The sequence below is a fragment of the Bailinhaonella thermotolerans genome (assembly GCF_003594875.1).
Classification (GTDB): Bacteria; Actinomycetota; Actinomycetes; order Streptosporangiales; family Streptosporangiaceae; genus Bailinhaonella; species Bailinhaonella thermotolerans.
Map to the genome: position 1 here is coordinate 1 of NZ_QZEY01000009.1, position 12458 is coordinate 12458.

A 12458-nucleotide genomic window follows, 5' to 3' on the forward strand; every position below is an offset into this window, starting at 1 on the left:
CCGCCATCACCATCGCCAGCCTGATCATGTGGCTCAACCAAGAACCACAAAACACGCCCTAGGGCTTGCGGGCGACCGCTCCGAGGAACAGGTGGTGGCCGCGCCCGCGGACGAGGACCTCATCGGGGTCCGGGCGCCATTCCGGCAACGGGACGAGCCCCGGCTCCAGCACCTCGAAGTCACCGAGATACGACAGGATCTCGCCGCGCGCGCGCCACCGCCCCGTGCCCAGGGTCTCGCTCAGGACCCGCTCGCATTCGGCGGCCAGCGCCGCGTCCTCGGGCCGCTCCTCGCCGGGGTTGCAGAAGTGCGAGAGCGCCAGCATGCTCCCCGGCGCCATCCGCTCCCGGACGCGCGCCATGATCCCGGACGGGTCCTCCTCGTCCCGGACGTGGTGCACGACCCCGAGCAGCAGCACGCCGACCGGCCGACCGAGATCGAGGTGCTCCCGGATCAGCGGGTCGTCGAAGATCTCCTCGGGCTTCCGCAGGTCCCCCTCCGCCGCGAGGGTCCCCTCGGCGCGTCCCAGCAGCGCCCTGGCGTGCGACAGCACCATCGGGTGGTTGTCCACGTAGGCGACGCGGATCGCCGGATCGACCTCCCGCGCCACGCCGTGCACGGTCTCGTCCTCAGGCAGCCCCGCCCCGATGTCGAGGAACTGCCGGATGCCCGCGCGCGCCATGCACGTCACGGCCCGCCGCAGGAACGCCCGGTTGGCCCGCGCGCCCGTGCCGCTGTCGGGGAGGATCTCGGCGCACCGCCGTACGACGTCCCGGTCCGGGGCGAAGTTGTCCTTCCCGCCCAGGAAGCTGTCATAGACCCGGGCTATGCCCGCCCGGCCCGCGTCAGCGCCCCCGGCTTCGCGCGGCATCTCTTCCAAGACGGGCCTCCCAGCACTCGGAGCGACAACGCGATCCTAATGACCCGAACCCCCGTGAATCCCGCGAACGTTCCAAGCCATCACTCCCCGTTCACCCCCGGCGAAACAGCGCGGATGCCACCGGCCCCGGCGCGGGAACGGGTACGGCTCCCGCCGGGGGGTTGGCGGGAGCCGTACGCGCTGGACGGTCAGGGGCCGGGGACGAACTCCGGGGCGGGGGCGCGGTCCACCGGGCGGTGGGGCTCCCACAGGTCGGTGATGCCGGCGGACTGGGACACCTCGTCGTGCAGGGTGTTCCAGAACGCGAGCTCCTCGTCCTCCTCCAGGTGGGCGATGCGGCCCCAGAACTCGCGGTCCTCGGCGGCCTGCGCGGCCTGCGCGGAGATCGCGGGCATGATGAACGTCTGGGCGCCGGCGTCCTCCAGGTCCTCGACGGTGACCTCGGCGGGGAGGGAGACCGGGGCGGCGACCTTGTGGTGCGCGCCGCGCTTGCGGATGCGGACCGGTGGAGCGTTCCGGAGCTTGGACGCGCGGTTGCGGCCCACGGCGATGGCCACGGTGCCGAAGAGCACGGCGGCGAGGAGGCCCCCCAGGATCGCCTCCTGGTGCTGGGCGAAGGACTCCTGCGCCGAGAGGCCGTCCTTGCCGATCGTGCTCACGGTGTCGGGCGTCGCGTCGTTCAGGGTCTCGGCGGCGGGCGCGGGGGCCGCGTGGCGCGGGACGTACTTCTCGACGGCCGGCGCGGGGGCGGGCTCGGCGATGACCTTGACCTGGGAGGGGTACCCGTAGCCCACGATCTGGTCGGCGTCGCGGATCTTGCGCTTGAGGTGGACGCGGTCGGTGTTGCCCTCGATCGTGTGGATCTGGCCGCCGACGACCTTCTCGACGATCCCGACGTGCTGGATGTCGTCCAGGTCCTTGGAACCGGCCCAGTTGAAGAAGACGATGGCGCCCGGCTTGGGCTTGGTGCCCCAGGCGTCCTGCTGCTTGAACCACTTCGCGTGCTGGATCGTCGAGGCGAACTGCCCCGCCTGGTGCTCGACCCCCGCCCGGTCCGCGGCCCACGCGAGGAACATGTCGCACCACGGGGCGGTCTTGAAGTAGGGCTCGTTGTCGCCGTCGATGTTCTTCATGTACCACTCGCCGAACTTGGTGTATCCGTCGGCTTTCTCGCGGTAACCGAGCTGGCTCTTGGCGACGTCGAGCAGCTTCTTGCCTACTGGGTCCATCCGGCCTTTCTCCCTCGGCTGCCTACCGGGTTAGCTGACGGGTTCGGGCCAGGAGACGCCCTACCGCACGTGGCGGATTCACCCCTGAGACTGTTGGGTCCCCGGCTCCCGCGACGCCTGCTGCGCCGCGCGGACTCGGCGATCGGCCCGCTACCTCCCGGCTGGAGGTAAGGTCACGGGCCGATTGCGGAGCAATGTAGTAGAGGTAACGCGTTCACGGCAAGCGGAAGCAAAATACTCATCAACGGTAGGTCATGGTCGCCAATGCCCCAGCCACCCCCAGACCACCCGCGCGCCCTCGCCCCGCCCGCCGACTCCACCCCGCTCCCGCCCGGAGGGAAGCGGGAAGAGGGCGCGCGGGCCGTACGGCGGGCCGGGGGGAGGGCCGGCCGTACGGCCGCGCGGGGTTTCCGCGGCGCCGGGGGGCGCCGCGGGCGTCACTTCGAGTGGACGGCCAGGCCGGGGAAGTCGTAGCTGGCCGCGTTCTTGGGGGGACGGAAGCGGTAGGCGAGCTTGAGGTTGGGGCGCAGGACGGTGAACCAGCGGGTGCCGTCCCGGGCCTCCACGAGCATGGCGGGGCCGCTGCCGGAGCTCGGGAAGTAGACGGACTGGGCGCGCCCGCCGGTCTCGGCGCGCAGGACGCGGTGGCGGGGGGCGTCGTAGATCTCGTAGCCGTACTCGGGGACGTTGCCCTTGCGCGCGTCGCCGGACGCGCCCGCCCCGCTGAAGGTCATGCCGACGGCGAACCAGCGGTCGTCCGGGGAGTACGGGCCGATCAGCTCGGGGAAGCGCCCGGCGGGGACGGGGACGGGACGCACGCCGGTGCCGTCGGGGCGCATGGTGACGAGGCGGTCGCGCAGGAGGAGGATGCGGTCGGCCCGGGAGTTGACCCCGGGGGCGCAGCCGCGGGTCTTGGTGGTCAGCACGCGGCCGCCGGCGCCGTCGGCGCCCACGATCCGGATGTTCGCCCTCGTGGCGTAGGCGAGGCGGGTGTCGCCGACCCAGCGGATGGAGTCGCACTGCTCGCCCGTGACGCCGGTGGCGATCCGGCGGAACCCGCGCCCGCTCAGGGGGCCGACGGCGAGGTCGTACCCGCCCTTGGCGTTCGGCAGCTTGGTCGCGATGCGGGTGCCGCCGGGCGAGAGGTTGATGCCGACGTGCCCCTCGGGCATGCGGCCCGCGCGGACGAGGTGGCCGTCCGGCCGGCGGAAGTACAGGGTGGTGCCGCCCTGGGCCGCGTCACGGTGGATGGCGACCAGCGGGAGCCGCTGCGGCGCCCGCCGGTCCTCCTTGAGCCCGCCCAGGGCCTGCCCCACGATCGGCCGGAGCGCGGAGAGGGCGGGGATGTCGTTCAGCCCGGGCAGGTCGCTCCCGGCGCCCGACGCGGTGGCCGAGGCCGGGGCCGCGGCGGCGACACCGGCGAGGACGGACGCGGCGGCCACGGCGGCGGCGAGCAGCCGGCGGCGGGCGCGGACCGGTCGGAGTGTGCTCATTGGATCCCCCATCGATGGTCCCGGGTTCCCCCGGTTCCCCGTTGTCTGTGCAGGCCAGAGCGTACTGGCGAGATGACTCTAAGTGACCGTGGCCCGTCGCGCCGCGAATGCGCGGGGATTGGGTCACGGCTTCGGCCCGCCGTACCCCGATGGCGGGCTTTTCCTTTCTATCCGGCAAAGGCTGCTTATGCGGGAGAAAACCAAAGATTAAGAATGCGGGGAAACGCTCACGGCGAGCTCTTCCCTCCCCTCCGGAGCGCTTTACGCATGCCGCCCTTCGTTCACATCACCCTCATGACCTGGGCGATCAGCGCATAACGGGTGGATAAGAAGCGGCAGCAGGGGCAGGAGTAGCCCATGAGAATCGGGGGAAAGCCCGGCGGATTGCGCCGCCTTGCGATCATCTTGGGCGATGACAAGCCAAATTCCGATATCGAGGTCCTGCTCGACGTGGTCGCGGCGGCCGGTCACGAACCGCTCGTCCTGCCCTGGCCGACGCTCAGCGTGGCCCTCTCCGAGAACGGCGCCCGGCTCTGCAGGGAGGGGCGCCCGCTGCACGTGGACGGCATCATCCACCAGATGTCCACCGACGCGCGGGACGGCCTGGCCCTGCTCGCGTCCGTCGAGGACCAGATCCCGCACCTCAACGGCGTGGACGCGGTGCTGCGCTCGGCCGACAAGTTCGCCACCGGGGTACGGCTGCGCGAGCGCGGCATCCCGACGCCGGACACCGCGTTCGTGAGCGACGACGCGGAGCTGACCGCGTGGGCCCGCGCGTACGGGTACCCGGTCGTGCTCAAGCAGCCCGACGGCGCGCGCGGGACCGAGGTCACGCTGGCCCGGCACGAGGGCGAGCTGATCGCCAAGGCCGAGTCGATCCGCGAGCGCGGCGTGCCCCTGATCGTGCAGCGGTTCGTGGCCGAGGCGGCGGGCCGCGACCTGCGCGTCATCGTCGCGGGCGGCCGGTTCGTGGCCGCGATGGAGCAGCGCGGGCCGGAGGGCGACTTCCGCTCCAACGGCCACGGCGACACGATCCACCCGGTCACCCTCACACAGGAGGAGATCGAGGTCGCCGAGCGGACCGCCCGCGCGACCGAGCTGGACCTCGCCGGCATCGACATCCTGCGCGGCGCGGACGGCCCGGTGGTGATCGAGACGAACTCGTTCCCCGGCCTGGGCGGCTTCGACAAGGAACAGGTCTGCGAGGCCATCCTGGACGCGATCGAGCGCAAGATCGCCGCGAGCGAGCCGCTGGGCCCGGCCCTCATCCTCGACGCCCGCCCGCCCGCCGAGCTGGCCACGGCCACCGCGGCCCCCGCGCTGCCGGTGCCCGCCGCGGTCCCGGCCCCCGAGGAGCCGGGCCCGGCGCCCGTGGCCGCGGAGCCCACCGCCGCGGCTCCCGCGGCGCCGAAGCCCACCGCGATCTGACCCGACGTGATCGCGGAGGGTGTCTTACCTGGCACGGAGCGTTGACAGCGGGTGGTGACCGGCGCTTTGCTGCTCCCATGGATCCCCTCGTCATCACGTCGGCCGGGCGCGCGCGAGGACGCTGGGACGCCGGGGTGGCGCGGTTCCTCGGCGTCCCCTACGCCGCGCCGCCGGCGGGGCCGCTGCGGTTCGCCGCGCCCGCTCCCCCGCCGTCCTGGGACGGGGTGCGGGAGTTCGAGACGTACGGCCCCACGGCGCCGCAGGCCGGCGGGGACGGGCCGCGGATCCCGGGGGACGAGTTCCTCAATCTCAACGTGTTCACGCCGGAGCTGGGGGCCGCCGGGCTGCCGGTGATCGTGTGGATCCACGGCGGCGCGTTCCGGGCGGGCGGCAACGCGAGTCCCTGGTACGACGGGACGGCGTTCGCCCGCGACGGCGTGGTGTTCGTGGCGATCAACTACCGGCTCGGGGTTGAGGGGTTCCTCGCGCCTGAGGGGGCGCCGCCCAATCTCGGCGTGCTGGACTGGGTCGCCGCGCTGATCTGGGTCCGCGACAACATCGCGGCGTTCGGCGGCGACCCGGGCAACGTCACGGTCGGCGGGCAGTCCGCGGGCGGGCAGGCCGCCGCGACGCTGCTCGCCGTGCCGCGCGCCCGGGGGCTGTTCGCGCGCGTCATCGACATGAGCGGCGGTTCGATCACCTGGGAGCCGCTGGAGCGCGCCGTCGAGGCGACCCGGGCCCTGGCCCGCCACCTGGGCGTACGGCCGACGCGGGAGGCGCTGTCGGGGTTCGAGCCGGGCCGGCTGGTGGCCGCGTACGAGGAGCTGGGGGCGGCCCCGCGGCGGGAGGAGGACTCCGGCTCGCCGCTGGACGCGATCTTCGGGGCGGGCGGGGCCAAGGGGTTCAACCCGGTGAACGACGGGGAGATCGTGCGGCGCTCGCCGTACGACATGATCCGCGACGGGAGCGCGCATCCGGCGGCGCTGCTGATCGGGACGACCTCGGAGGAGTTCAACGAGAGCATGCGGTCGCTGCCGGAGATCGGCGAGCGGGACTACGCCGAGGCGCTGCGGCGGCAGGAGGTGGACGACGAGGCGCGCGCGTTCTACGAGGGGCGGTTCGGGGAGCCCCGCGAGGTGCTCGGGCAGGTGCTGACCGACCGCATCTTCCGGGTCCCGGCGGTGCGGGTCGCCGAGGCGCACGCCGCGTCCGGGCGGCCGGCCTACGTCTACGAGTTCCGGTGGCGCTCGGGGGCGAACGCGGGCCGGGCGGGCGCGGGGCACTGCGTGGACCTGCCGTTCGTGTTCGACACCCTGGCGGGCAACGGCGTGGAAGGGGTCTGCGGTGAGGATCCGCCGCAGGAGCTGGCCACGCGCATGCACGCCGCCTGGGTGGCGTTCGCCGACTCCGGCACCCCCGGCTGGCCCGCCTACCGCGAGCCCGAGCGGATCACGATGGTGTTCGACACCGGGAGCGGCCTGGTGGAGGACCCGCTGCGGGTGGAGCGCCGCCTCTGGCCCCGCGTCCGCTGACCGCCGCCCCGCCGTACCCCCGCCGGCGCCGTACGGCACGCGGAGACGGCGCGCGGAGGCCGGTGTACGGCGGGCGGCGGGCCGCGGCAGGCGGGCGGCGTCACATGCTGGTGAAACCCCCGTCGGCGACGAACTCCGAGCCGGTGGAGTAGCTCGACTCGTCGGAGACGAGGAAGAGGACCAGCGCGGCGAGCTCGTCCGGCCTGCCGGTGCGCCGGAGAGGCTGGATCGCGGCCATCTGGTCCACGCCGGTGCCCTCGGTCATCTCGGTCGTGACGAAGCCCGGGTGCACCGAGTTGACGCGGATGCCGAGCGGGCCGAGCTCCTGCGCGGCGGCCTTGGTCATGCCGCGGACGGCCCACTTGGACGCGACGTAGCCCATGATGCCGCTGAAGGCGATGATGCCGCCGATCGAGGAGATGTTCACGATCGAGCCGCCGCCGGCCTTCTTCATCGAGGGCACGACGGACTTCATGCCGAGGAACACCGCGACCTGGTTGACGTCGATGACCTTGCGGTAGTTCGCCTCCGAGAGCGTCTCCATGCTCTCCTCGTGCACGATGCCCGCGTTGTTCACCAGCGCGTTCACCGGGCCGAACTCCTCCTCGGCGAAGGCCACCGCCCGCTGCCAGGCCTGCTCGTCCGTCACGTCCAGCTTCAGGAACCGGGCCTGGCCGCCCAGCCTCTCCACCAGGGCCCTGCCCTCGGGCTCCAGCAGGTCCGCCACCACGACCCGCGCGCCCTCGGCCACCAGCGACGACACGATGGCGGCGCCCAGGCCCCGCGCGCCGCCGGTCACGATCACGGTCTTCCCACTGACTCTGCCCATGTCGGCCACCCCCGATGAATCGTTCGCCGATCCGAGTCTAGAAACCGGCTGACCGGCCGCTTCTCGCGGGGGCACGCCCGGGTCTCACGGGCAAGCACGGTCTCACGGGCACGCCCCGGTTCTCGCGGGCACGCCCCGGTTCTCGCGGGCACGCCCGGGGTCAGCGCGGCGCGTAGGCGTCCGTGGCGTAGTCCGCGACCGGCGCGTAGCCGATGGCCTGGTAGATGGAGTTCGACGTGGGGTTGGCCAGGTCGGTGAAGAGCACGACGTCCTCGGCCCCCGCCGCGAGCGCCGCCAGGGTCACCGCGTGGGTCACCGCCGCGCCGTACCCCCGGCGGCGGAACTCCGGCGGCGTGTAGACGTGCCCCACCCGCGACATCCCCGCGACGGGCGTGGAGGCGGCGGCCATGGCCACGGGCCCGCCCCCGGCCTCCCACAGCGTCACCTCGCCCAGCCCGACCCGGACCCGGGCCTGCCCGGCCGGGTCGCCTGCCTCGCCGGGCAGGGACTCCGCGAGGAACGCCGCGAACCAGCGCGTGACCAGGTCCAGGTCGCCGGGGCCCGCCCGCCGCGGCGAGCCCTCGGCTCCGGGTTCGGCCGGCGCCCGCAGGCCGTACAGCCGCATCGCCATCCGGCTCGCCACGGCCCTGCCGTACGACCGGGTGAACGCCTCGACGAGCGGGAGCGGTCCGTTCACGCCCGGCAGGTCGCGGCCCGCGAGGGCGGAGGCGAGCGCGGGGACGGACTCGGGCGGGATGTCGCCGAGCACGAGGTGGTGCGGCGGGGTGTGGACGACGACGCCGCGCACCCGCCCGTCGTCCACGAGGCTCCCGAGCAGCAGGTTGTCCCGCCACAGGTTGTGGTGCGCGATCTGGTGCAGGACGGTGAGCGGGACGGTGTTGCGGATCGGGTCGCGCCGGAGCCAGGACTCGGCGTCCGCGGGCAGGCCGGAGGGGTCGGACACGAAGATCCACCGCATACCGGGAGTTTAGGGCGCGGGGCGGCGATCCGGACAGTTACGAACGCGGGGCGCTGGGTAGCTGTCCATCCTGTCGCCGACTTGAGATGACTCGGGGGAATCATGCCGGTGCAGTACAGGGAGCTGCTCGACTCGGTCTGCCGGATGACCGGCCTGGACTCCGGGGCGGCGCGGGCGGCCGCGGAGGCCACCATCACGGCGCTCGGCCGCAGCCTGGGCGAGCCGGAGCGGGGGCGGCTGCTCAGCGAGGTGCCCAACGAGCTGACCAACGACTTCCCGATCGACGGCGAACCGCAGGACTACGACGAGGCGGGGTTCGTGCGCGCGGTGTCGCTGCTCGGCCGCCGCCCGCCGGAGCAGGCCCGGCTGCGGGCCCAGGCCGTGCTGTCCGCGCTGGTGGAGCAGGAACCGAAGCTGGTCGAGGAGCTGCGCGTGCCCCCGGGCATCCGGCCGCTGTTCGAACCGCCCTCGGCCGGGGGCGGCCTGACCGGCCCGGTGGGCGGGGCCGCCCCGCTGACCGAGGAGGAGGTCCGGGCCGGGCTGGAGGGGCTGCCCGACTGGACCGGGGACTGCCACGGCATCCGCCGGACGCTGACCCTGCCGGAGGACCAGCTCGACCGGGTGCTGGAGCGGGTCGAGCGGATCAAGACCGGGCCGGCCCGCCGCGCCCCCATGATCACGCGGCACCCGGGCGGCGTCGCGGAGCTGGAGCTGTGCACGTCGTCGGTGAACGCGGTCACCGTGCTCGACCTCGACCTGGCGGACACGGTGGACTCGGTGATCGCCGACGCGGCGGGCGGGATCGGGTCCCCGTATGGCTCATGAGCTGACGGCCTTCTGGATCGACGCGGGCGTCTCCGGCGGGAAGAGCGCGCAGGAGCGGTACGGCGAGCGCCTGCGGGCGTGGCGGCACGGCTTCACCGCCTCGGACGAGACGCGGGCGGACGGCGACGTGACCGCGAACCCGCTCCGGTTCGCCCTGGCCGCCTGGGACGTCGCGGTCGGGCCGGGCGCGGACCCGCCGTACGTGCGGCACCATCCGCGGGTGCTGTCGGTGGCGTGCCACCGCCCCTCGGGGACGCACCTGGTCCTCGCGGTGATCGAGCTGGCCATGCCGCCGCCGGGCGAGCTGCCGCCGGGCTGGCACACCTGGCGGCGCGAGGAGGGCGTCGGCACGGCGCGCGTGGCTCCGCCGTACGACGCGAAGGCCGCGCTGGGACGGCTGGAGCTGCGGGTCCCGATCCTGGAGGAGCGCATGCCGACACCCACCGCGTCGCAGGCGGAGGGCCTGCCGAACCTCGTGGACGCCCAGGCCTCGCTGGAGGCGATCGTGAACGAGCTGAACGCGGCGGCCGGGCCGTTCCTGCGGGAGTTGGAGCGCGATGCGTGACGGGACGGGCGGGCGGCTGCTGAGCGGGCTGGCCGCCGGGGCCGCCGGGGTGACCGCGCTGAACGCGGTGACGTACCTCGACATGATCATGCGGTCCCGGCCCCCGAGCCAGGCGCCGGAGGAGCTCGTGGGCAAGACCGCGGGCGCGCTGGGCGACCACGACCAGGACCCGAACCGGCGCTCCGGCGTCGCGGGCCTGCTCGGCATCGCCACCGGCGTCGTCACCGGAGGGATGTACGGCCTGGCCCGGGCGGCGCTGCCGGCGCGCACGCGCGTCCCGGTCCCGATCGCGGCGCTCGCGCTGGGGGCGGCGGCGCAGGCGGCCAGCGACGTGCCGCTCACCGTCACCGGGATCAGCCGCGTCAGCACGTGGAGCGGGTCGGACTGGCTGAGCGACGCGATCCCGCACCTGGCGTACGGCGTGGTCGCCGCGATCACCTTCGAGGCGCTGACGAGCTGAGATCCGGCCGCCCTCGCCCGCTTGCGGAGAACCGGAGATCAACGGCAAGTGGGCTGCAGGCGGACATCAAGCGCGGTGGGCTCCAATGAGGGCGTAAGCGCACGGAGGGCCACTCAGGAGGCCACCATGACCAGGACCCCTCGGACCGGACCCCGCCGCCCCTGCCCGCACTGCCGCGGCTCGCTCGACGCGGGCCCGGTGGTGTACCACTGCTCGGGCTGCTCCCGCGCGGTCTACGCCGCCGACCTCGACTTCGAATACGTCCCCCCGCGCCACGCCACCGCCTGACCCTCGCCGGCTCCCGGGCGCGGCGGGGGCGGGGGCGGGCAGGCGGGCGGCCCGGCGCGAGGGCCGGGCCGTTCCCGCTGGGGCTCAGCGCCCCTTCTTGGCCTTCTTCTTGGCCTGCTCCGGGCTCTTGCCCCGCTTGGTGTCCCGCAGCGCGCCCCGCAGCTCACCGGCGGTCATCTTCGAGCTCCCCTGGATGCCCGCCTCGTGCCCCTTCTTCCGAAGGTCGTGAAGCTGCTCTCGATTCTCGGCCATGATTCCCCCCATGTCGGCCTTTCGTGCGATTCTCTGACTTCCCCCCAGAAGTGCAGATAACCCCAGAAAGCACGCAAACCGAACAGAGCAGCCTTCGCGCGGCGGGGCCTACCGCATCGACTTGGCCAGCTTGGACACGCCCACCACGAGCAGCGCGATGAACCCGACGATGAGCGCCCACTTGAGCGCCGTGAAGAACAGGCCGATCACGGTGCCCAGCACCATGAACCCGACGACCACGGCCGCGATGATCAGAAGAATTCGTCCCATGCGTCCAAGCTAGGTCCCGCCACCGCCCGCCACCAGGCCGGAGCCCCGAACCCAGGGACAACTCAGGGACACCCCCCGGCCCCCCTCGGGGACACCCCGCCACACCCCGTCCGGGGCCGGGGGCTCGTTCCTCAGGCGGTGAGGAGGTTGTGGAGGACGTCGACGCCGAACTCCAGGCCCGCGACGGGGACGCGCTCGTCGACCCCGTGGAACATGGCGAAGTAGTCCAGGTCGGGGGGCAGGAGGAGCGGGGCGAAGCCGTACGACGGGATGCCGATGCGGGCGAACGCCTTGCCGTCGGTGCCGCCGGACATGACGTAGGGGACGGGGGCGGCGGCGGGGTCGGCGGCGCGCAGGGCGGCCCGCAGGTCGGTGAAGAGGTCGCCGTCGAGGTTGGAGTCCGGGGCGTCCTCGTAGGAGACGAACTCCCGGGTGATCTTGGGGCCGAGCAGGCGGTCCAGGGTCTCGAAGAACTCCTCGCGCTGCCCGGGGAGGAAGCGGCCGTCCACGTGGGCGCTCGCGGTGCCGGGGATGACGTTGACCTTGTAGCCGGCGTCGAGCATGGTCGGGTTCGCCGAGTTGCGGATCGTGCCGCGGAACAGGTCGCCGACCGGGCCCAGCCGCTCGGCCTCCTCGTCCAGGCGGTCGTGGTCGATGGACTCGCCCAGGGCCTCGGACAGGCCCGCCAGGAGGGCGCGCACGGCGGGCGTCAGCCGTACCGGCCACTCGTGGGAGGCCAGGCGGGACAGGGCGTGGACCATCTCGGCCACCGCGTTGTCCTTCGCCGGCTTGGACCCGTGCCCGGCCACCCCGTCCGCCGTCAGACGCATCCAGGCGGTGCCGCGCTCGCCCACCGCGATCGGGTAGATCCGCAGGTCGTCGCGCACGTGGACGCTGAAGCCGCCCGACTCGCTGATCGCCTCGGTGCAGCCCTCGAACAGGTCGCGGTGCTCGGTCACCGTGTGCAGGCTGCCGTACTCCCCGGTGGACTCCTCGTCGGCGAGGAACGCCACGACGACGTCGCGCTTGGGCCGGGACCCCTCGCGCGCCCAGCGGCGCAGGAGCGCCAGGGTCATCGCGGCCGAGCCCTTCATGTCCACCGCGCCCCGGCCCCACACCGCGCCGCCGTCGATCTCCCCGGAGAAGGGGTGGATCTTCCAGTCGGCGGCGTCGGCCGGGACCACGTCCAGGTGGGCGTGGATGAGGAGCGCGTCCGGGCTCTCCCCGGGGACCCGCGCCACCACGTTGGTACGGCGGGGCGCGGACTCGAACACGACCGGCTCGGCCCCCGCCTCGGCGAGCAGCCCGGCGACGTGCTCCGCGGCGGCGCGCTCGTCACCCCGGCCGTCCCCGAAGTTGCTGGTGTCGAAGCGGATCAGGTCCGAGCAGATGCCGGCGACCTCGTCCGTCATGAGGTGTCCCCCGTGC

Annotated in this window: 14 protein-coding genes and 1 riboswitch; of the genes, 6 read left to right on the top strand and 8 right to left on the bottom strand. The window is 73.6% G+C overall.

All coding sequences use genetic code 11. From position 1 onward, the window contains the following. Positions 1–58: 58 nt before the first annotated feature. The 3 genes from D5H75_RS22300 to D5H75_RS22310 all read right to left on the bottom strand — a co-directional run bounded on the left by D5H75_RS22300 (position 59) and on the right by D5H75_RS22310 (position 3602). Positions 59–871 (bottom strand): SAM-dependent methyltransferase, encoded by an 813-nt coding sequence (locus D5H75_RS22300; protein ID WP_119928463.1) that lies wholly within the window; start codon positions 869–871, stop codon positions 59–61. A 197-nt stretch (positions 872–1068) separates the two neighbouring features. Then, the gene (locus D5H75_RS22305) at positions 1069–2109 is read right to left on the bottom strand and encodes a CHAP domain-containing protein (RefSeq protein ID WP_119928464.1); all 1041 of its coding nucleotides are present in this window, start codon (positions 2107–2109) and stop codon (positions 1069–1071) included. 4 nt (positions 2110–2113) lie between these two features. Further along, positions 2114–2260, bottom strand: a riboswitch (cyclic di-AMP (ydaO/yuaA leader). Between the two features lie 286 nt (positions 2261–2546). After that, positions 2547–3602: a hypothetical protein gene (locus D5H75_RS22310; protein ID WP_119928465.1), complete on the bottom strand. Its 1056-nt coding sequence runs from the start codon at positions 3600–3602 to the stop codon at positions 2547–2549. Between the two features lie 357 nt (positions 3603–3959). Between D5H75_RS22310 and D5H75_RS22315 the strand changes: the two genes are divergently transcribed. Both D5H75_RS22315 and D5H75_RS22320 read left to right on the top strand, forming a co-directional pair. Beyond that, positions 3960–5030, top strand: a complete 1071-nt coding sequence (locus tag D5H75_RS22315) for an ATP-grasp domain-containing protein (RefSeq protein WP_119928466.1) — start codon at positions 3960–3962, stop codon at positions 5028–5030. 77 nt (positions 5031–5107) lie between these two features. Further along, a complete protein-coding gene (locus D5H75_RS22320; RefSeq protein WP_119928467.1) occupies positions 5108–6562 on the top strand; it encodes a carboxylesterase/lipase family protein in 1455 nt (484 codons plus the stop codon). 100 nt (positions 6563–6662) lie between these two features. Here D5H75_RS22320 and D5H75_RS22325 read toward each other — a convergent pair whose 3' ends face one another. Together D5H75_RS22325 and D5H75_RS22330 are read right to left on the bottom strand one after the other, a co-directional pair. Continuing rightward, positions 6663–7391, bottom strand: a complete 729-nt coding sequence (locus D5H75_RS22325) for a glucose 1-dehydrogenase (protein WP_119928682.1) — start codon at positions 7389–7391, stop codon at positions 6663–6665. Between the two features lie 160 nt (positions 7392–7551). After that, positions 7552–8370: a GNAT family N-acetyltransferase gene (locus D5H75_RS22330; RefSeq protein ID WP_119928468.1), complete on the bottom strand. Its 819-nt coding sequence runs from the start codon at positions 8368–8370 to the stop codon at positions 7552–7554. A 102-nt stretch (positions 8371–8472) separates the two neighbouring features. Here D5H75_RS22330 and D5H75_RS22335 point away from each other — a divergent pair, with 102 nt between their 5' ends. The 4 genes from D5H75_RS22335 to D5H75_RS41810 all read left to right on the top strand — a co-directional run bounded on the left by D5H75_RS22335 (position 8473) and on the right by D5H75_RS41810 (position 10508). Then, on the top strand, positions 8473–9195 hold the full coding sequence (locus tag D5H75_RS22335; RefSeq protein WP_119928469.1) for a DUF2267 domain-containing protein: 723 nt from the start codon (positions 8473–8475) through the stop codon (positions 9193–9195). After that, positions 9185–9760: a hypothetical protein gene (locus tag D5H75_RS22340; RefSeq protein ID WP_119928470.1), complete on the top strand. Its 576-nt coding sequence runs from the start codon at positions 9185–9187 to the stop codon at positions 9758–9760. The genes D5H75_RS22335 and D5H75_RS22340 overlap by 11 nt, the downstream gene beginning before the upstream one ends. Further along, positions 9753–10220, top strand: coding sequence for a hypothetical protein (locus D5H75_RS22345; RefSeq protein WP_119928471.1), 468 nt, complete (start codon positions 9753–9755; stop codon positions 10218–10220). The genes D5H75_RS22340 and D5H75_RS22345 overlap by 8 nt, the downstream gene beginning before the upstream one ends. A gap of 126 nt (positions 10221–10346) precedes the next feature. Beyond that, complete coding sequence (locus D5H75_RS41810) at positions 10347–10508, top strand: hypothetical protein (RefSeq protein WP_202638394.1); 162 nt, start codon at positions 10347–10349, stop codon at positions 10506–10508. Positions 10509–10592: 84 nt separating this feature from the next. Here D5H75_RS41810 and D5H75_RS41815 read toward each other — a convergent pair whose 3' ends face one another. The 3 genes from D5H75_RS41815 to D5H75_RS22355 form a co-directional block, all read right to left on the bottom strand. Then, positions 10593–10760: a hypothetical protein gene (locus tag D5H75_RS41815; protein WP_202638395.1), complete on the bottom strand. Its 168-nt coding sequence runs from the start codon at positions 10758–10760 to the stop codon at positions 10593–10595. Between the two features lie 108 nt (positions 10761–10868). Further along, the gene (locus D5H75_RS41820; protein ID WP_202638396.1) at positions 10869–11030 is read right to left on the bottom strand and encodes a hypothetical protein; all 162 of its coding nucleotides are present in this window, start codon (positions 11028–11030) and stop codon (positions 10869–10871) included. A gap of 131 nt (positions 11031–11161) precedes the next feature. Further along, entirely contained in the window at positions 11162–12442 is a 1281-nt protein-coding gene (locus D5H75_RS22355) for a M20/M25/M40 family metallo-hydrolase (RefSeq protein WP_119928473.1), read from the bottom strand. Positions 12443–12458 lie beyond the last annotated feature (16 nt).

Excerpts from the sequence above, each read along its gene's own strand:
- D5H75_RS22300 (WP_119928463.1), bottom strand. The coding sequence starts at position 871 with ATGCCGCGCGAAGCCGGGGGCGCTGACGCGGGCCGGGCGGGCATAGCC.
- D5H75_RS41810 (WP_202638394.1), top strand. The coding sequence starts at position 10,347 with ATGACCAGGACCCCTCGGACCGGACCCCGCCGCCCCTGCCCGCACTGC.
- D5H75_RS41820 (WP_202638396.1), bottom strand. The coding sequence starts at position 11,030 with ATGGGACGAATTCTTCTGATCATCGCGGCCGTGGTCGTCGGGTTCATG.
- D5H75_RS22355 (WP_119928473.1), bottom strand. The coding sequence starts at position 12,442 with ATGACGGACGAGGTCGCCGGCATCTGCTCGGACCTGATCCGCTTCGAC.
- D5H75_RS22340 (WP_119928470.1), top strand. The coding sequence starts at position 9,185 with ATGGCTCATGAGCTGACGGCCTTCTGGATCGACGCGGGCGTCTCCGGC.
- D5H75_RS22305 (WP_119928464.1), bottom strand. The coding sequence starts at position 2,109 with ATGGACCCAGTAGGCAAGAAGCTGCTCGACGTCGCCAAGAGCCAGCTC.
- D5H75_RS22315 (WP_119928466.1), top strand. The coding sequence starts at position 3,960 with ATGAGAATCGGGGGAAAGCCCGGCGGATTGCGCCGCCTTGCGATCATC.
- D5H75_RS22345 (WP_119928471.1), top strand. The coding sequence starts at position 9,753 with ATGCGTGACGGGACGGGCGGGCGGCTGCTGAGCGGGCTGGCCGCCGGG.
- D5H75_RS22325 (WP_119928682.1), bottom strand. The coding sequence starts at position 7,391 with ATGGGCAGAGTCAGTGGGAAGACCGTGATCGTGACCGGCGGCGCGCGG.
- D5H75_RS41815 (WP_202638395.1), bottom strand. The coding sequence starts at position 10,760 with ATGGCCGAGAATCGAGAGCAGCTTCACGACCTTCGGAAGAAGGGGCAC.
- D5H75_RS22310 (WP_119928465.1), bottom strand. The coding sequence starts at position 3,602 with ATGAGCACACTCCGACCGGTCCGCGCCCGCCGCCGGCTGCTCGCCGCC.
- D5H75_RS22330 (WP_119928468.1), bottom strand. The coding sequence starts at position 8,370 with ATGCGGTGGATCTTCGTGTCCGACCCCTCCGGCCTGCCCGCGGACGCC.
- D5H75_RS22320 (WP_119928467.1), top strand. The coding sequence starts at position 5,108 with ATGGATCCCCTCGTCATCACGTCGGCCGGGCGCGCGCGAGGACGCTGG.
- D5H75_RS22335 (WP_119928469.1), top strand. The coding sequence starts at position 8,473 with ATGCCGGTGCAGTACAGGGAGCTGCTCGACTCGGTCTGCCGGATGACC.